The sequence below is a fragment of the Endozoicomonas sp. SCSIO W0465 genome, assembly GCF_023716865.1.
Lineage (GTDB): Bacteria > Pseudomonadota > Gammaproteobacteria > Pseudomonadales > Endozoicomonadaceae > Endozoicomonas.
Genome location: NZ_CP092417.1, coordinates 2,885,362 through 2,903,285 on the forward strand (window position 1 = coordinate 2,885,362; position 17,924 = coordinate 2,903,285).

Consider the following 17,924-nt stretch of genomic DNA (forward strand, 5'->3'; position numbering starts at 1 on the left):
AAGAGTTCCATTGCCGTGATGGGTGGCCTTTTCCGGTGAGGTGCAGTTCGACCAGAATGATCCGGACAGTGCCGCCATTCTTGATGAGAAATTTACGGAAAAAAATATGAATCCCGGCCTCAAAGGACGGGATATGCGTAAGGCGTTCGATACCGACGATTACCAGATTATGCTGGTGGCCAATAAGTTCCAGACCGGCTTTGACCAGCCCAAGCTCTGTGCCATGTATGTGGATAAACCGTTGGGTGGTGTGGAGTGTGTGCAAACCCTTTCCCGGCTTAATCGTACCTATCCCGGCAAGGCGGAGAGCGGCACCTTTGTGCTGGACTTTGTTAATCAGCCTGACGATATTCTGGCCGCCTTCCAGCCTTACTACCAGACGGCAGAGCTGGCGGATGTGTCTGACCCGGACAAAATCTATGATCTGCATGAAAAGCTGCGGGCCAGTGGCATCTTTACCTGGAATGAAGTGGCGAGGTTCTGCGAAGCCTTCCTGACCAGGAAGAAAAGCAATGCTGCTGTCAGTAATATCTGCAAGCCTGCGGTGGAGCGGTGGCAGAAGCGTTACAGCTCCGCCGTGGCGGCTTACGAGCAGGCTTGGGATATGCTGGACCGGATGAAAAAGTCCGGAGATGCGGTGCTGATCGCCAACGGGGAAAGGGGAAAACAGCCTGAAGGAGTGCAAGCAGGAAAAAGACCGGCTGGAGATTTTCAAGAAAGACCTGGGCAGCTATACCCGTTACTACGAGTTTATGTCCCAGATTGTCGATTACGATGATATTGAACTGGAACAGCTCAGCCTGTTTGCCCGTTACCTGCGGCCGCTGCTTCGGGAGCAGGTTCTGGACGAAGACGATATTGATCTGGATAACGTGGTGATGAGCCACTATCGTCTTTCCAAAATCCGGCAGCAGGCCATTCAGCTTAAGGAAGACAGCCCCGAGTACAAACTGGAACCGGGCAGCGAGATGGGTACTGCAAAACCCAAGGATAAGAAAGAGGAGTTTGTGTCGCAGATTCTTGCCCGGTTGAATGAGCTGTTTATTACCGACAACCTGTCGGATGCTGACCTGATTAATTATGCCTATACCGTGCGGGACAAGCTGGCGGAAAACGACACCGTGATGAAGCAGATTGCCAATAACACCGCTGAACAGGCCTTGCTGGGGGATTTCCCGAAGGCCATTGATGATGCGGTGATGGACAGCAACGAAGCCCATCAGGAGATGATGTTGCAGTACCTGTCCAACCCGGAGCTGGCCAGAGGGTTTGCGCGGGTGGTGTTTGATATGTTGAAGGGGTGAGGCGGCATCACCCAATGGGGGAGATCATACTAACCAATTACCATTTGGTGTCTGGGATGGTGGTCTCCCCGCAGGAAATTTTTGATTTGTTGAGTCTGTATGATTGCTGAAAGTAGTAACCACCCAATAAGCCTGTTTAAGTTCAGAGCAGGTAATGAGAATGATTTAGATGCTCTTCATCAGGATTATATCTGGTTCCCTTCCTGTGCTGATCTAAATGACCCGTTTGAAGGTATGGCATTCATCGACGGTGCAAATATTGACGGCACTCTGTACCAACAATTCCGCGATAAATTTAATGAAAAGTACAAAGACAAAAGTGAGCGGCACTATTGCGACGATCATCTCAATGATAAAGATTTTGTACTTCAATGGTTTGATACATATATAGGGATGTGGCGTCAAAGTACAGCAATCTTCTCAGCATCGAAGGCTTATCAGTATCCGCCTCCAAATACAGAGCCTGAACATGTCCTTGGTTCTATGGCATTGTGGGGGCACTATGCTGACGGCTTACGGGGTTATTGCATTGAGTACAATTTTCAACAGCTCATAAAATCACTCGAATCTCACAGCCGGGACAACAATATAGGTACAGCCGATGTGGACTACTCAGACACGTTGCGCCCTGTTTTGTCTCTGAAAACCTATATCGAGGGCTTTGTATCTGGTGATACAAAAAAATCAGCGATGGATATACAAAAAGCCTTCGCAACCAAACATAACGGTACTTGGGGTTATGAGCAGGAAGCGCGCATTTTTACCGGAAAAAAAGGGCAGTACAAGATTGACTCAAGTTGTATTAAAGCCGTTTATCTAGGCGAAAAAATGCCAAATTGGAAGAAACGAAGCATCAAAGCCTGTTTGGATGCGAAAGGAGCACAGATTGATTTGTGCGAAGTAATTATTGATTCTTCTGGGCGGAAATATCAGCTCAGAATAAGAAATTATTCTGGTTGATTGGATAAGATTTTCATGTGTTGGATAGGCCTAAGCAGCATGATTGGCTGCTCAGGTATTTTTCTCAATGGGTGACGGGCACAACCCGCGTATAGATATAAAGCAGTGGCCGTGCAGGAGTTCCGTTTTTACGGGTCACTTCTCCGGTTAAGCGGTGGCCTGCCTGCAAATGCCGGTGGAACAGATCGAGTCGTCCGCGGTCTACATAGCCGAGTTTCTGGCCATTCAGTTCTATCCGGATAGCCCTGTCATCAAAGGTGTTTGATGGCTCAGGTATAAAGCTGACGTTGGCCTCCAGGGGGATATCGTCAACGGCTACCTCAGACTCATGCCGAAAACCGGCCACTTCAACGATAAACTCGAATGCCCCGTCTGCATTGTCAAACGGGTGGATCAGCTCGAAGCCATCATCAGGTAGCCGGGCTCCTGAATACCCCAGTAAGGCAAAGTCACTGATTTGAGCCTCCGGGTTTAAGCCTCTAAGCTCCAGGTAACGGGAGAAATCGCTACGGGTTCGAGGCGGCAGTCGACGGATAAAGGCATCAAGCACCTGGTTATCATACTGACTGACTCCCTCCTGAACCTGAAAGGCAGGGTAGCCGGTAAAACCGTCTGCTACTGCCTGCTGAAAATCTTTACTGTCGGAAAAATACCGGAGAGTCACCTTTTCACCCTTGCGTACCAGTTCGCCCACCACAAAGCGAGACCGGTTTTTGCTTGCCAGTGCCTGCCATGAGAGAAGAATTCGATCCGGTTCGACCAAGTGTTCAATATGCCTCATTTCCAATCATCTCCAGTTCTTCTAACAGCAACCGCTTTCTGTAACAGGTTAGCTTGTGTATAAACGCTGCCCTTTCTGCTGTCAGCGGGGATTGTATATGAAAGGTGGTCAGTTCACTAAGTATCTTAAACAAAGCATCGTCTTCCCATTGCAGCCTGTCAATCAAGAGTGGCACGACCTCAGGGTATTTTCGGCAGTATCGGCTGACACCTTCAATCAGCGGCAACCTTCCTTCATCATCCTTATGCCACTTCATTTGATGTCGCCCCCGGTTGATATAGGCGAGCAGCATATTATTATCACGCACGCATTGATTGAACTTTTTCGGGAAGAGCTCATGGCCAAGACTGGTGCCATTATCAAAGAAGGGCGAAAGCCGGGCAGTGCCTTCGTTGCCATTCCAGATGACTTTCCAGTTTTCCTGGTGTCGGTCGGTGTTGCCGATCAGCGCATCAAAGCAGAGGCATAGCCCCCAGTATTCTTTCCAGCTATGGGTTAGTTGCTTGCTGATAGTCATCGCCCTGGAAAAGGTAATGATCGACGTTAGGTTATGCTGCCTGCCTTTATCACGATCGTAGCCCGCAATCATTTTCTGCATATGCTCACCACCTGGTGTCGATCGTTCTTCTATATCGGGGGAGTAACCGATAAACCACTCACATAGGCTGCCTGGTTCACCAGTTGCGGAATTTACTGAGACGAAAACTGGTGGAACCTGAAGTTGCATTAATCGGCCAATCTGGAAGGCGATTACTTCACACCAGTATTGATCTGGATGTCGGGGCTTACTTGGGTCTTTTGCACTCTTGATAGCTTCCTTAAACAGGTAACGGTGGCCGGGAATGCAAAAATCGTAGGGCGTGTTATCAGGGCAGACCCGGAGCGTTTTGACCCGGGCACCTTCAGGATAGACCTCATACTCTTCATGGACAGGCCAGTGGGCTATATCAACTACCTGGTCACTGGGTTGGATAATGTTATCTCGGTCAATCACTGCAGGTTCCGGCTAATGGATAAGGGCTGAACCAGTTTACTGGGTGCAGGCTGAAAAATCTTGGGGGGTTTACTGCTGTTGGCCTTTTTGAGTGTAAAAATGAGTACACTTTATGGGCACGGTTTTCAGGCCAGATAAGTCACTGATCTGCCGTGTCCAGTAAAGTTGTTTCTGATCAATTGGACGTAATGTAAATCTGAGTCTAATTTTTCCTTTACACAAACAAGATGTTAAAGGAAGCAATAACGTGAAAGGCCAGAATGTCGGATACATCCGGGTGCAGTATTGACCAGAACCCTGAGTCTTTACTCGGCCAATGGTGATCGATTGCACACTATTTATACCGCCAGCTCACCTGAATATGGCAAGCAAAGCTTTACCTGATTACCACTGATCGTACGTCATGACACAGGGAAAGATAATTTAAGAATATACGTGCAGCTTTTCATTCTTTATGTCTATAACCCGGTAAAGAAATAATAGAACCTCTCCAGTATTACCGGTGGAGCAGGCATCATGACGGCTTGTTCTCCAGATTATCAACTAAATTCGGTTTCATAACCGCTCCGAACAAGCAAAGACCCACATCATCATTCGAAATAATGATATTAATACGTCAACTGACTTTCAATTATCGGTTGATGGCTAACCCGGTTTCCACTGGACGTCTGGCAGTTTGAGAAGTCGATCCGGCATCGGTGCTGTATTGACTGCAGCCCGACCTAGGAGGCTGTCCGAGAATAGCCTGATTAAGTATAATCAGGCATCTTCTGCCCACTTTGTTGTTGCCGAAACGGATGTCATCAATCAAATTCAAAGATAACCCTGCTGATTTTGACCAGCACCTGATGTTTCCATCGAACATCTTCGACCTGCTGCCACCAGATCATGATTGCTTCGTTTTTGAAGATATCTTCAAGCATATCGACACCTCTGAAGTGGAAAAGCAGTATCACCATCTTGGCCAGAATGCCTACCACCCACGACTGATTATATCGATCCTGATCTATGCCTATAGCCATGGTGTGTTCAGCTCCAGGGAGATTGAACGGCGCTGCAATCAGGACTTGGCTTTCATGTATATCGCCAAACAGCACTGCCCAAATTTCCGGGTGCTCAGTGACTTTCGTAAAAACCAGGCCACCTTTTTTAAAAGCAGTTTCAAACAGAGCGTGCTGCTCGCCCGGGAACTACAGATGGCCTCGCTGGGCCACATCGCTCTTGATGGTTCCAAATTCAAAGCCGACTCATCAAAGCATAAGGCCATGAGCTACGCACGACTTAAGGCCAAAGAAGCTGAATTAATGGCTGAAGTTGAGGCCCTGATTAAAAAAGCCGAAACCAGTGACAGTGAAGAGGACGATGCTTATCAGCAGGAGACTGGCTACAGCATTCCTGAAGACTTGCAATTCAAGCAGGAACGGTTAGAGAAAATCCAGGAGGCCAAAAAAGCGCTTGAAGAACGGGAACAGGCCCTGAATCCCGATAAGCCGATAGACGACAAAAAGCAAATCAGCTTTGCTGATCATGATGCCAGGATCATGGGTAAAAAAGGCAGTGGCTATCAGTACAGTTATAACGCCCAGATCAGCGTCGACAGCGATAATGGTATCATTGTTGGCCAGCACATCAGCCAGCATGCCAATGACAAGCAGGAAGTAAAGCCTGCACTTGAAGCCATTGCAGAAGCAACAGATAACGCGTCCATTGGCAAAATGAGTGAGGATAATGGCTATTACTCAGGGCCCAACCTGCAAGCGTTTGATGATGCGAACATTGACGCTTACATGGCTACGGATCGACAGGAGAAGCCTGCAACAGAGGGACTGGAAGACTCTGACAGAAAGTTTGTCAAAGCGGATTTTATTTACCATGAAGCAGACGACAGCTTTACCTGCCCTGCCGGTGAGAAGCTGATTTATAACACGGCTAGCAAAGCAAAACACAAAAGCTACCGCGTCAGTAAAGATATCTGCCGGGATTGCCCGTTACGTAAAAGGTGCAGTGGTGACAACAAAGACCCGGGGAAAGTGATTCGCACAGACCGCCACGAAGCCATACGCCAGGCGATGAACCGCAAAATGGAAACCAAAGAGGCCAAAGCGGTTTATGAGCGTCGCAAGGTGATTGCGGAACCGCCTTTTGGCCAAATCAAGAACTCAGGATTCAGAGGGTTCAGTGTCCGGGGTAAGGAAAAAGTGGCTGGAGAATTTTCACTGGTCTGCAGTGCTTATAATTTCAAAAAAATTGTCAAATCGGTTTCAACGGGATCAATCCGTCTTGAAGAAGCAAAAAGGCTTAAAATGGCAGCATAAAGGCAAGCAAAAGGGTAAAAAACGCAATTTTTACCCCAAAACAGGCTAAATTTAGGTCAATATTTGATCAGCCAAGAAAATGCTGAAGCTTTCGTTTTTTCAATAGCTAGTTCTCGGACAGCCTCCTAGCCTTGAGATCATTGAAGGCATATCAAAACGCCGGTTAAACCGATAGTTGAACTCTGATAGATAACGGCCCAGATGCTTGGGGTCGAGCTTATGGTAAGTACCGGTAATCGCTGTTTTCACGTTTCCCAGCATGGTATTTACCCAGGTGAACAACTCATTCTCCATGGATGCATGCCCACCACCGGTAATGATGGCTGTGTGCTGGCATCCGGCATCTTCAATACCCCGGAAACAGGACAAGCCATCGCTGACGGCCCGGACACCCTTTTTCAGGGCATGTTCTGCCCACTCCTGAATGGTTTTTCGCCGGAAGTTATCAACGGCATTGAACTTCATGTAGATAGGGTGGTTATCAGCATCTGTCTGAACTGCGGCCACGAAGGGGGCTTTGTTCTCTGAGCCTCTGCCCCGGCGGCCTCCGTGGCGCTCTCCGCCCCAATAGGCGTCATCAATCTGAACAAAACCACTCAACTGCCAGCTGTTATCTCTTTCCATCATGACCTGCATGAGTTTGTGTTTCATGCGCAATGCGGCATTGTAGGAAATGCCAAGTTGTCGATGAAGCGTCAGGCAAGAAATCCCCGCTTTATTCTGGGTGACGAGATAGATACCCAGAAACCAGGTAGCTAGAGGCAGCTTTGTTGAGTCAAAGATAGTGTTACTGGTAAGCGAGGTTTGGCAACGGCAGCAATTGCACTGGAATTCAGCTTTCCGGTGAAGCTTGCAGAAACTGCGGGAGCCACACTTCGGGCATTGGAAGCCATCTGGCCAGCGCCAAGAGGACAGCGCGTTCTCACACTGCTCTTCACTGCCGTAATTAGCCAGAAATTGCATAATGCCAAGGCCTTTTTGGAACTGAATGGTGTTTTTACACATCAGTTTTACCTCCAAAACACATGACTATCGACGTTTATTATAGCAGCTGGCTCACGACGTAGGGTCGGTGGTAATCAGGAAGCTTTATGGGCAAAATGGACGAGGAGATTGCAAAACTAAAACGCCTTTACCCACAAGCGACTTATGTGGGGGTCGCTGATGGGGCTAAAGAAAACTGGTGCTATCTGACGAAGCATACCTCTGCTCAGATACTCGATTTTTATCATGCCTCGGAATACTTGGCCGGGGCAGCAGAAGCATTATTTCCGGACAGTAAAGCCAGGAGAAAGGTCTGGTTAGAAGATAGGCTCCATAACTTGAAACACACATGCGGTGCGGCCAGGAAAATACTGAAGGAGATTGAATCAGCAGAACTCCCGAAAAAGACGACGGCACTGATAGAAAAGCGTTACAAGGCAGTGACCTACTTTACCGACAATCATCACTTTAATGAAGTATCAAGAGGCTCTGGAGCACAACTGGCCGATCGGTTCCGGAGTCACAGAAGCAGCATGTAAGACATTGGTCAAACAACGGCTATGCGGTTCAGGAATGAGGTGGAAATTAGCCGGGGCAGAAGTACTACTGGAAACAAGGTCTCTTATCCATAGCAAGGGACGCTGGGAACAGCTGTTGTCTAACGTTATGTCAGGCGTAACTGTTCAGCACCCCCACATAAATCTGACTCTTGATCACATCTCTCCAGCGCTGAACTGCCGGGCTATCTGCCAGGTTTTTACCCGATCCTGCAATTTCGCCCAGCCTTCCCATACCACTAACCAGCCGGGCTGCCCTGTATGCTTTGAATCACCCCAACCACCAAGCCGAGCAATCGTTTGAAGCAGCCAAGTGACTGTTGGCGGCTTATCGGGCAACGCTTTTTTTTCATAGGTTAGCCAGAGAACCTGCCATTCATCATCACTGACCACCTCATTCGCGAGTGTTTTTTCACTCCAAAGCTTTCTGTCTTTGTGCTGCCTGTCATTCGGTAACATTAATGCTTCACGGATTTGCATTAGTCTGACAGCGACAAACATTAATATGACCGCAAGTCGTTCAATGTTATCCGGAGATTGCAGACGAAGCCTTTCTACTCCTGCTCCCGATTTCCAAGCCTTATGGAACTCTTCTATTCGCCATCGGAGCTCGTAAAATCGAATGATAGAGCGACAGTCTTCGAATGTTTCAATATCTTCAGTTGTCAATAGTACCCAGTGCAAACGGTCTTCGGAGTCATTGCCAATCTCTTCAGCCGACACAATATTCATAGTTACCGGTTCCGGCCTGCCGCCTGGCCTTTGCGGCGCCTGTATTGTCATCTTCTTTCTTTTGACCTGCAGCGTTGCCTTTCGCTTCTTTCTACCTCCTTTTTGAGGAACCACTATCGTATATTTCCCCAACACTTCAGTCTGAGCTAAGGAATCAAATAATAAGAGTTCGCCATCCACCAGGATTCTGTTTTGTGTAGCTCTTACAACAAACCGCTGTCGGTTATCCAGTTTGTAGTGCATATATTCGTATATATCCGCCTCCCGGTCGCAAACACTGATGATGTCAGGCATTTTACCCCCCATCCTTTGTTCTGTGTTTTCAGAGGCTCTTTGCCACTTAAAGCTTTCCTTTCCCTCGTAAGGTAGCTGACGACGTTGGTTCTTTTTCCCCCGCTGAACGTCCTCTCTAACCCATCGTTCTTGATCAATAAGCCCAATGCTTCGCTCTGTATCCGCATCAACCAAGAAGACAGAGTGGACGTGGAATCCTCTGGTTTTAGAGCCTTCAGGACCTCCAAGATCACCAAGCTCGGATCTGACAGCATGTTTATAACCCAGGGTTGTTGTATCTTCGAGAGCCAGAAGTAGGCGAGACTGTCTCGCTATTTTGGCAGTTGCCTGAAAGCCTGCCTCAGCTATTGCTTCAGGCTTTACGGCCTCATTCTCAATCAGCCGGTAAGCTCCAGTTACCAGTGCGGTATAACCTTCGCATGAAGATGACAAAGAATTACCGGTATGAGCTGAAAGCTCGGCAGCAACTTTGAATCGGGTAAGGGCCGGTCTTTCTCCAGCCCTCCCCACAGCACCCGGCATGCGGGTCCGCACCGGGCGGTTCAACGATGATGGTGAAACCTGATCCATAAGTCTTTCAATGAAACAAGCCCAATTTTCGCGAGGTAACTGTTATTCAGTGCCTGTTGTACCGCATAGGTTTTACTCAGACGGTAATACCCTTTGCTGCTGGCTGCGATCTTGGCGGCGTTAATTTTATCAACGCCTAACCTGACCAGATTCTTAAAACGGGTTTTCGGCTTGCGCCATTGCTTCAGAAAGCAGCAACGGATTCGCCGACGTATCCATTGATCCAGCAGGGGAATTGGTCGGTGATATTCCGATAACCGGAAATACCCCATCCAACCCCGGATATATTGTGCCAATTTGCGTAACCGATGTTGCATTGAGACACCCCAGCGACGACTGGTCAACTTGAGTATCCGGTATTTGAATCGGTCCAGACACTTCTGGGCCCAGCGAACTTTCTTCCCTGTGAAGGTGAAACTCAGGAATTCGCTTTCTGTTGCTTTCACAACTTTACTTTTCCGGGAGTTAATCTTCAGTTTCAATTTGCGTTCAATGAATTGGGTAATGCTGTGCATCACCCGATCCCCTGCACGCTGACTTTTGACGAGAATCACAAAATCATCACAGTATCTTGCAAAGCAATGACCCCGATATTCAAGCTCCTTGTCGAGTTCGTCGAGGACCACATTAGACAGCAAGGGTGATAAAGGCCCACCCTGTGGCATGCCAACCCTGGTCGGGTAGACATTGCCCTCAATCATGACACCGGAGCGCAGGTAGCTACCAATCAGTTTCAGAAGGCGTTTGTCGCGGACCTTACGGGAGACCCTCGACATCAAAACGTCGTGATTAACCGTATCAAAGAATTTACTCAGATCAACGTCAACAGCGTAATGAAGCCCCCGGTTGATCAACTGCTTAACCTGACGGACTCCGTCGTGTGCTGACCGTCCCGGTCGGTAGCCGAAGCTGTTTGGAGAGAAACCCGGATCAAAGACAGGGGTCAGCACCTGCACAATGGCCTGCTGTATGACCCTATCCATCACGGTAGGGATTCCCAGCAAACGCTCACCGCCGTCCGGCTTTTCTATAACATGTCGGCGCACGGGTGATGGCTGGTAGGTTCCGTCCAATAAGGCTTGACGCACTGAAGGCCAATGCTGTTTGGCAAAGTCTGGATAAGCTTCAATAGTGACTCCATCAATACCCGGAGCACCCTTGTTGCTTTTGACCTGTTTCCATGCACTTGCCAGATTAGCCGGTTCAAGTACGCAATTTAGTAGATCATGGTTCAAAGCTGGTTAAAGATTCTGTCGCCAAGTACGGTGAGTCGCCGGACGGCTGCATCGCCTTGAGGGAATCAGTCTCCTCTTTGTCGTCGATGTTCGGCCCTTCGCTAACGACTTCCCATCCGTTAATGGCTTCTGTCGTACAGCTACTATGGCCTCTGCTGACTTCTGTCCAATCACCACGCGGAGTTACCTCTGCTGGCGCTATTGGTTGCCATCGGGTTTGCTCGAACAGGATGATGAGACCTGTTCGCCGAGCCTGTTGTAACCAGTGGCTGAGAACTGGGAATTACCAATCGCATGTTGAACAGATCTCCCCGGATAAGGACATGAACTTTCAGTGCACAACCGCCGCATTTACCGTGTCTCACGAACCATAGGGCTTTGTGATCCTTGGCTCACTCGCCCAGAGACTCAGCCTTATATGCGATTTCTGTACGTCGGCTCGCACCTTTGCACTCAGACTGCCTCCGCACAGCCCCTCGCGGGACTGCACTTGCCTTAAGCTAGTGGTTGTCATCAGCAGGCGTCTTTACCGCCAGTCAGATGTAGGTTCTCCCACAGGGGACTTTCACCCCATCAGTTCATGCCCATGCCGGGCGTACCAAGTCGTTTTGTACGTCGAGTATCGCCCAAATCAGCACATCCAAAAGTTAGTTCTGACCATGGTTTAGGAGAAAGTGGAAGCATGACCTGTTTTATCAGTGAGAAATGATAGAACAAGGTAGCTATTTGTGATCAAGAGACAGCACATAAATCTTGTGATCAAGAGACAGCACATAAATCTGGAATTTTCTGATTTTTATACCATCCTCTTAAGCACCATTTTTCCACAATATTCGCCAGCATGATTCCAGAACTACCCGCAACTATGTCGGCTGAGATTCTCTTGAAAGAGAATGCAGAGCTGCGGATGAGAGTTGCCTGTCTGGAAGAGCGATGTCGAGAATTGGAAGAAAAGGTTGGCAAGAACAGTCAAAACAGCAGCAAGCCGCCATCGTCTGATGGTTATCAAAAACCTTGTAAAAACAGTAATTCTCCAGATCATTCTGACGACCTTTCCGCAGATAAAGGTACCGATCCATCGGATGAAAAACCCAATCCTAAAAGTCTGAGACAGTCTTCTGGTACTCGACTTTAGAGTCTGTATAAAACGATAATTCGGTCAGCTTTTTATAGTGAAGCAAGCCGAAATCAGTGAACTGTTTTTCCAAGTTCGTTATTACTTCCGTTTTTTGCCTAAAAGCCTTTAGTTATGCTGCTTCTGAATTATCCGGTATTAACTGGTCGATCAGATCGCGAAAATTGAACTCATATTTTTGCTTATATCTGTTCCAGCCCTTGCGAATAGAGAACCTCGGAATAATTCCTGAAAGAGCAATTTTCATCATGCCTGCAGTGGTTGTATCCGGGCTTCTCCAGGGTATCCGAGAAATATTCAGACATGCCTGATTTTTACAAACGGTTAATAACTGCAATGTAACTGTTCAGCACCCCCACATAAATCTGGAATTTTCTGATTTTTATACCATCCTCTTAAGCACCATTTTTCCACAATATTCGCCAGCATGATTCCAGAACTACCCGCAACTATGTCGGCTGAGATTCTCTTGAAAGAGAATGCAGAGCTGCGGATGAGAGTTGCCTGTCTGGAAGAGCGATGTCGAGAATTGGAAGAAAAGGTTGGCAAGAACAGTCAAAACAGCAGCAAGCTGCCATCGTCTGATGGTTATCAAAAACCTTGTAAAAACAGTAATTCTCCAGATCATTCTGACGACCTTTCCGCAGATAAAGGTACCGATCCATCGGATGAAAAACCCAATCCTAAAAGTCTGAGACAGTCTTCTGGTAATAAAGCCGGTGGAAAGAAAGGGCATCAGGGCACTTGTCTTAAACAGGTCGATATCCCTGACTATATTGAGTACCTTCCGGTTAAAGAATGCAATAAATGTCAGGCGTCTCTTCTTGATAGTGAGCCGGTCAAATATATTGAACGACAGGTGTTTGAACCAGGGAGACCGGGTGAATTTGAAGTAACGGCCCATAGAGCTGAAGTAAAAATCTGCACTTGTGGTTGTCGGAATCAGGCTGAATTCCCGGAAGGTGTTACCGCTGCCGCACAATATGGCTCAGCCACACAGGCTATGGCCGTCTATCTTAACCAATACCATTTCCTGCCTTTTAAGCGCGTGTCAGAGTATTTTAATACTCTCTATAAAATGAGTGTAAGTGCAGGCACTGTCGCCAATTTTGTGGCCAGAACCTATGAAAATCTGGCTTCTACTGAAGAGGTTATTCGTGACGCCTTGCGGGAATCGTCTGTTGCCGGAGCCGATGAAACGGGTATGCGGGCCGAGGGCTCTTTGCACTGGCTACACGTTATGCGGGATGAACAATGGACGCTCTACTACTTGTCTGAAAAGCGAGGTCGTGAGGCCATGGACACGATGGGCATACTGCTAACATTTGCAGGCGTTCTGGTTCATGATCATTGGAAATCCTATTTTGCATATGCGGCAACTCACGTACTTTGCAATGCCCATCACCTGAGGGAGCTTTTGGGTGTTGTTGATAGGGACAGCAATCAACTGGCGTTGCGATTGATGAAGCTACTGAGGCTTTCCTGGCATTACTGCAAGGGCTTTAAGACCATAGGTATGCTACAGATGCCAAGTGTTGTCTGTGAACGAATCGAGAAGATTTATGACCGGTTGCTTCAGCGGGCTCTAATGAAAGAAGTCGTCTATATGGAGAAGCAACGAGAGGAGCTTAAGCGCAAGAAAGTCAAGAATACTAAAGCTTACAATCTCTTCAAACGACTCACTGAGTTCAAGGCTGAGACACTGCGCTTCATGTCAGATTTTACCATTCCCTTCGATAACAATGGCAGTGAGCGGGATGTTCGAATGGCCAAGTTAAAGCAGAAAATCTCAGGCTGCTTCAGGAGTGCAGACGGTGGTTCTATGTTTGCACGGATTCGCAGCTATTTGTCGTCTGCCAGAAAACAGGGAATGGACATATATCAATCACTTCATAGAGCTGTTCGGAATTACTGTAATATGCCTTTGCTCAGTGCTGAATAGTTACACTGCAATAATGCATAGCCTGCCATTTTCAAATGCATCCATCGAAGCAGTGTTCGCAATTTCTGCTGCCATAAATGGCAACAGCCAAAAGCATGTTTGAGTTGGTGAAACATTGGCTCTACCGGCCATCTCCGGGAATAGGCACGAAGCACCTCCAGTCCCTCAAGTTCCGGATTGGTCGAGATGAATATTCTGCTTTCGGTCAGACCTTTGTCATTTTCAAAGCGACTCCAGACGACGCGTACTTCACGACCTTTAAGGAATCTGGCGCGACAGATCAGGGTACGATAACGTATTTTGCGAAATTTGCCGTACATCCATACTGTTGCTTTTTCTTCCGGCAGTTTCTTAACCTGTAGGACTTACGCATTGACAACAGGCTCTAAAATTTGATAATGCCAAAAAACAGATGTCTTCAGGGATGAAAGTGAGAACTACCACTCGACCGACCACTGCACGATGCACTCTTGCAAAATACATTGGCTTTTTGATTAGTGAGCCAAAATCATCAACATGCACAAGACTGGCCGAGGTTACCGACTTTTCTCACGATAGCGCAAACCGCTTTCTTAAGCGTGAAAACTATCAGCCCAAAGATATGTACGATGAAGCAGTCAAAAGTTTAAACCCTATTGGCGGCACCCTGAGCGTTGATGACAGCGTGCTCGACAAACCTTATAGCTACTCCGTGGCACTGGTTGGCCACTTTTGGTCGGGTAAACATCACCGAGTGGTTAAGGGAGTTAACCTCATCACCCTTTATTACACCGACGTATCCGGGCGCCATATGCCGGTGAATTACAGGATATACGACAAATCGGAAGACAAGACAAAAAACGACTACTTCCGTGAAATGTTGATTGAAGTGCTGGTATGGGGGCTGAAGCCAGCGTTCGTTACCGGTGACTCCTGGTACAGCTGCACGACTAACCTGAAGACGATTAAAAACCATCAGACTGGGTTTATGTTTGCCGTTGAGAAAAACAGGACAGTATCACTGGAAAAAGGTAAATGGCAGCAGGTTCAACACCTCGACATCCCCGACAATGGTCTGGATGTATGGCTCAAAGACTTCGGTAAGATCCGGTTGTTCAGGACGATGCTAAAAGACCAGCGTCGCCACTACGTGGTTTACTTGCCAGAGGAAGTCCCTTTTGAACGCAATGACTTCAAGCAGATCCATGACCAGCACTGGCAGATCGAACAGTTTCACAGGGCGATCAAGCAGGTTTGCCATATTGAGCACTTTCAGGTTCGCAGCGAACGACCCGTCAGAAACCATATATTTGCTGCAATTTTAGCTTTTGTTTATCTCCAGAAAATGCAGATAGAGCAGGAGTTTACGAATATTTATCAGCACCAACGGGGGCTGTTTAAAGAGACAATAGGCGCTTTCATTGAGAGTTTTGCAAAGGGGAAGGATCACCTCCTACCAAAATTTATCGGTGTCATCAATGCGTAAGTCCTAACCTGTTCTGTCGTCATCTTGATGCCGTACTTTTTTGGGCGCCCTCGCTTCTTTACGGTGGGTGCTGGCGGCAAAGCATAGAGGGCCCGATTTGAAGGTATCTGACCAACAACTTCTATGTTCATTTCCAGAGCTGGCTTTATCAGTGTCCAGTTCATATACCAGCAATCGGTTAGCAGGCGTAGCACTCGATCCTTCACTTCATTGCGTACCACCCTGAGCATGGCCACGGCAATTTTCAGTTTGCTGGTGTTACCTGAAGCTGGTGTCGGAAATGAGATCACCGGTATGGCGGTAAATACTTCATCTGCAGCCCGCTCAAATATGATGGCCAGGGAAACCCAACACTGCCCCCAGATGTACGTCGGCCGATTGCGTTTCTTGCTGTGTTGATGATGTGTACGACAAGCAGGGGCTTTGTCGGAAAACCGTTCGATTACCCAGTCATCAAGCCCCAGGACCACAGGTTGATTCTCAGGAGCTTTGGAGCAGACCAGACGGATCAAGTGGCGTGCCAAGTTCTTCCATTGCCACTTGCCCTGAGATAGCCAGTGGTGGTAGCTGCTCCACACACAATGAAAATCAATTGTTAACAACGCCTGTGTAACAAAGCCGTCGGCTGAAAGCATGCAACCGAACAGCAGTTCGCAGAACGTTGGTACTGCAGTTGATGATAGCGCTCCAGCAAGAAAGGTTGTATATGAAGCGAGCTCCCTGAGGATTACTTGATGATCTGAAGTGAGCATGGCAACCATCTCGAATTTCGTCATTGGGGATGGTTGCTTTTAGCAGATTATGCGCCGGAACTATTGTGCTCTTAAAACTCTAAAGTCGAGTTCTGGTAATAAAGCCGGTGGAAAGAAAGGGCATCAGGGCACTTGTCTTAAACAGGTCGATATCCCTGACTATATTGAGTACCTTCCGGTTAAAGAATGCAATAAATGTCAGGCGTCTCTTCTTGATAGTGAGCCGGTCAAATATATTGAACGACAGGTGTTTGAACCAGGGAGACCGGGTGAATTTGAAGTAACGGCCCATAGAGCTGAAGTAAAAATCTGCACTTGTGGTTGTCGGAATCAGGCTGAATTCCCGGAAGGTGTTACCGCTGCCGCACAATATGGCTCAGCCACACAGGCTATGGCCGTCTATCTTAACCAATACCATTTCCTGCCTTTTAAGCGCGTGTCAGAGTATTTTAATACTCTCTATAAAATGAGTGTAAGTGCAGGCACTGTCGCCAATTTTGTGGCCAGAACCTATGAAAATCTGGCTTCTACTGAAGAGGTTATTCGTGACGCCTTGCGGGAATCGTCTGTTGCCGGAGCCGATGAAACGGGTATGCGGGCCGAGGGCTCTTTGCACTGGCTACACGTTATGCGGGATGAACAATGGACGCTCTACTACTTGTCTGAAAAGCGAGGTCGTGAGGCCATGGACACGATGGGCATACTGCTAACATTTGCAGGCGTTCTGGTTCATGATCATTGGAAATCCTATTTTGCATATGCGGCAACTCACGTACTTTGCAATGCCCATCACCTGAGGGAGCTTTTGGGTGTTGTTGATAGGGACAGCAATCAACTGGCGTTGCGATTGATGAAGCTACTGAGGCTTTCCTGGCATTACTGCAAGGGCTTTAAGACCATAGGTATGCTACAGATGCCAAGTGTTGTCTGTGAACGAATCGAGAAGATTTATGACCGGTTGCTTCAGCGGGCTCTAATGAAAGAAGTCGTCTATATGGAGAAGCAACGAGAGGAGCTTAAGCGCAAGAAAGTCAAGAATACTAAAGCTTACAATCTCTTCAAACGACTCACTGAGTTCAAGGCTGAGACACTGCGCTTCATGTCAGATTTTACCATTCCCTTCGATAACAATGGCAGTGAGCGGGATGTTCGAATGGCCAAGTTAAAGCAGAAAATCTCAGGCTGCTTCAGGAGTGCAGACGGTGGTTCTATGTTTGCACGGATTCGCAGCTATTTGTCGTCTGCCAGAAAACAGGGAATGGACATATATCAATCACTTCATAGAGCTGTTCGGAATTACTGTAATATGCCTTTGCTCAGTGCTGAATAGTTACCATGCATGATTATTGTGACTGTTTAGGTGAGCTGGTATTGCCTTTCATGCTGTCGATATGGTTATGGCCGTTATATATCGCACGATCTTCTTTCATGGATCGGGTCTGGTCAGTGATATCACCGGTGGCTTTGATGTTTCCGTTGACGGTGAGGTCTCCGGTAAACGCCAGCCCACCGGATGCAACAATATTGACCTTTGCCCCAGCTGGCAGCAGAGCCGACAATGTATGAGTGCCTTTGTGATAACTGATCTTGGCTCCGTCACTGAACTGCATCATCGGGTGTTTAGGATCCACACTGGGCGCCGGAAACGCGTCCGCCCATAACGAAGGCCCAACCACTGCATGTTCCGTAACCCCTCCCGGCGAAAAGATCAGCACCTGCTCACCCTTCGAAGGGAGCCAGCTGGTTCGATCATCCCCTGCACGGTCTACACCAACGGGTAGCGGTTTGGTTTTCAAACCATCGGCGGTGATGCACACCACCCGATCACCTTTGATGGAGTCAACCTTGGCAAACTGGATGAGATTGTTAAGTAACCGGTATAACTCGCTGATATCCCAATTCAT

Annotated in this window: 18 protein-coding genes; 9 read left to right on the top strand and 9 right to left on the bottom strand. The window is 47.8% G+C overall.

Features of this window, described 5'->3' with window-relative positions; all coding sequences use genetic code 11:
• Positions 1-22 precede the first annotated feature (22 nt).
• From MJO57_RS12590 to MJO57_RS12600, 3 genes are all read left to right on the top strand, one after another.
• On the top strand, positions 23-778 hold the full coding sequence (locus MJO57_RS12590) for a hypothetical protein (RefSeq protein WP_252025734.1): 756 nt from the start codon (positions 23-25) through the stop codon (positions 776-778).
• The gene (locus tag MJO57_RS12595; protein WP_252025736.1) at positions 753-1,304 is read left to right on the top strand and encodes a hypothetical protein; all 552 of its coding nucleotides are present in this window, start codon (positions 753-755) and stop codon (positions 1,302-1,304) included. Before MJO57_RS12590 ends, MJO57_RS12595 begins: the two co-directional genes overlap by 26 nt.
• Before the next feature lie 99 nt (positions 1,305-1,403).
• On the top strand, positions 1,404-2,264 hold the full coding sequence (locus MJO57_RS12600; protein WP_252025738.1) for a DUF2971 domain-containing protein: 861 nt from the start codon (positions 1,404-1,406) through the stop codon (positions 2,262-2,264).
• A gap of 64 nt (positions 2,265-2,328) precedes the next feature.
• Here the strand turns inward: MJO57_RS12600 and MJO57_RS12605 are convergent, their stop codons facing one another.
• Entirely contained in the window at positions 2,329-3,045 is a 717-nt protein-coding gene (locus MJO57_RS12605; RefSeq protein WP_252025739.1) for an HIRAN domain-containing protein, read from the bottom strand.
• Positions 3,032-4,039: a hypothetical protein gene (locus MJO57_RS12610; RefSeq protein WP_252025741.1), complete on the bottom strand. Its 1,008-nt coding sequence runs from the start codon at positions 4,037-4,039 to the stop codon at positions 3,032-3,034. Before MJO57_RS12610 ends, MJO57_RS12605 begins: the two co-directional genes overlap by 14 nt.
• 797 nt (positions 4,040-4,836) lie before the next feature.
• On the opposite strand from MJO57_RS12610, the gene MJO57_RS12615 reads away from it, so the two are divergent.
• Positions 4,837-6,354 carry an IS1182 family transposase gene (locus tag MJO57_RS12615; protein ID WP_252017502.1) on the top strand — a complete coding sequence of 506 codons (1,518 nt, stop codon included), beginning with the start codon at positions 4,837-4,839 and terminating at the stop codon, positions 6,352-6,354.
• A 99-nt stretch (positions 6,355-6,453) separates the two neighbouring features.
• Here MJO57_RS12615 and MJO57_RS12620 read toward each other — a convergent pair whose 3' ends face one another.
• Entirely contained in the window at positions 6,454-7,359 is a 906-nt protein-coding gene (locus MJO57_RS12620) for an IS1595 family transposase (protein WP_252025743.1), read from the bottom strand.
• Positions 7,360-7,445: 86 nt separating this feature from the next.
• Between MJO57_RS12620 and MJO57_RS12625 the strand changes: the two genes are divergently transcribed.
• The gene (locus MJO57_RS12625) at positions 7,446-7,877 is read left to right on the top strand and encodes a hypothetical protein (RefSeq protein ID WP_252025745.1); all 432 of its coding nucleotides are present in this window, start codon (positions 7,446-7,448) and stop codon (positions 7,875-7,877) included.
• A 174-nt stretch (positions 7,878-8,051) separates the two neighbouring features.
• Here MJO57_RS12625 and MJO57_RS12630 read toward each other — a convergent pair whose 3' ends face one another.
• Both MJO57_RS12630 and ltrA read right to left on the bottom strand, forming a co-directional pair.
• Positions 8,052-9,467 carry an IS4 family transposase gene (locus tag MJO57_RS12630; RefSeq protein WP_252017488.1) on the bottom strand — a complete coding sequence of 472 codons (1,416 nt, stop codon included), beginning with the start codon at positions 9,465-9,467 and terminating at the stop codon, positions 8,052-8,054.
• On the bottom strand, positions 9,464-10,726 hold the full coding sequence (gene ltrA, locus MJO57_RS12635) for a group II intron reverse transcriptase/maturase (protein WP_252017357.1): 1,263 nt from the start codon (positions 10,724-10,726) through the stop codon (positions 9,464-9,466). Before ltrA ends, MJO57_RS12630 begins: the two co-directional genes overlap by 4 nt.
• 841 nt (positions 10,727-11,567) lie before the next feature.
• On the opposite strand from ltrA, the gene MJO57_RS12645 reads away from it, so the two are divergent.
• Positions 11,568-11,861 carry a DUF6444 domain-containing protein gene (locus tag MJO57_RS12645; RefSeq protein WP_252024050.1) on the top strand — a complete coding sequence of 98 codons (294 nt, stop codon included), beginning with the start codon at positions 11,568-11,570 and terminating at the stop codon, positions 11,859-11,861.
• 112 nt (positions 11,862-11,973) lie between these two features.
• Here the strand turns inward: MJO57_RS12645 and MJO57_RS12650 are convergent, their stop codons facing one another.
• The gene (locus MJO57_RS12650) at positions 11,974-12,198 is read right to left on the bottom strand and encodes a hypothetical protein (RefSeq protein ID WP_252021552.1); all 225 of its coding nucleotides are present in this window, start codon (positions 12,196-12,198) and stop codon (positions 11,974-11,976) included.
• 90 nt (positions 12,199-12,288) lie between these two features.
• Between MJO57_RS12650 and MJO57_RS12655 the strand changes: the two genes are divergently transcribed.
• Positions 12,289-13,803, top strand: coding sequence for an IS66 family transposase (locus tag MJO57_RS12655; protein ID WP_252025747.1), 1,515 nt, complete (start codon positions 12,289-12,291; stop codon positions 13,801-13,803).
• Here the strand turns inward: MJO57_RS12655 and MJO57_RS12660 are convergent.
• Positions 13,770-14,123 (bottom strand): hypothetical protein, encoded by a 354-nt coding sequence (locus tag MJO57_RS12660; protein WP_252025749.1) that lies wholly within the window; start codon positions 14,121-14,123, stop codon positions 13,770-13,772. The genes MJO57_RS12655 and MJO57_RS12660 overlap by 34 nt on opposite strands.
• Before the next feature lie 110 nt (positions 14,124-14,233).
• On the opposite strand from MJO57_RS12660, the gene MJO57_RS12665 reads away from it, so the two are divergent.
• The gene (locus tag MJO57_RS12665) at positions 14,234-15,268 is read left to right on the top strand and encodes a transposase (RefSeq protein WP_252026884.1); all 1,035 of its coding nucleotides are present in this window, start codon (positions 14,234-14,236) and stop codon (positions 15,266-15,268) included.
• On the opposite strand, the gene MJO57_RS12670 is transcribed toward MJO57_RS12665, so the two are convergent.
• The gene (locus tag MJO57_RS12670) at positions 15,229-16,044 is read right to left on the bottom strand and encodes a transposase (protein WP_252025750.1); all 816 of its coding nucleotides are present in this window, start codon (positions 16,042-16,044) and stop codon (positions 15,229-15,231) included. The two genes, MJO57_RS12665 and MJO57_RS12670, sit on opposite strands and share 40 nt — an antisense overlap.
• A 25-nt stretch (positions 16,045-16,069) precedes the next feature.
• Between MJO57_RS12670 and MJO57_RS12675 the strand changes: the two genes are divergently transcribed.
• A complete protein-coding gene (locus tag MJO57_RS12675) occupies positions 16,070-17,350 on the top strand; it encodes an IS66 family transposase (RefSeq protein WP_252025752.1) in 1,281 nt (426 codons plus the stop codon).
• Positions 17,351-17,363: 13 nt separating this feature from the next.
• On the opposite strand, the gene MJO57_RS12680 is transcribed toward MJO57_RS12675, so the two are convergent.
• The gene (locus MJO57_RS12680; protein WP_252025754.1) at positions 17,364-17,924 is read right to left on the bottom strand and encodes a phage baseplate assembly protein V; all 561 of its coding nucleotides are present in this window, start codon (positions 17,922-17,924) and stop codon (positions 17,364-17,366) included.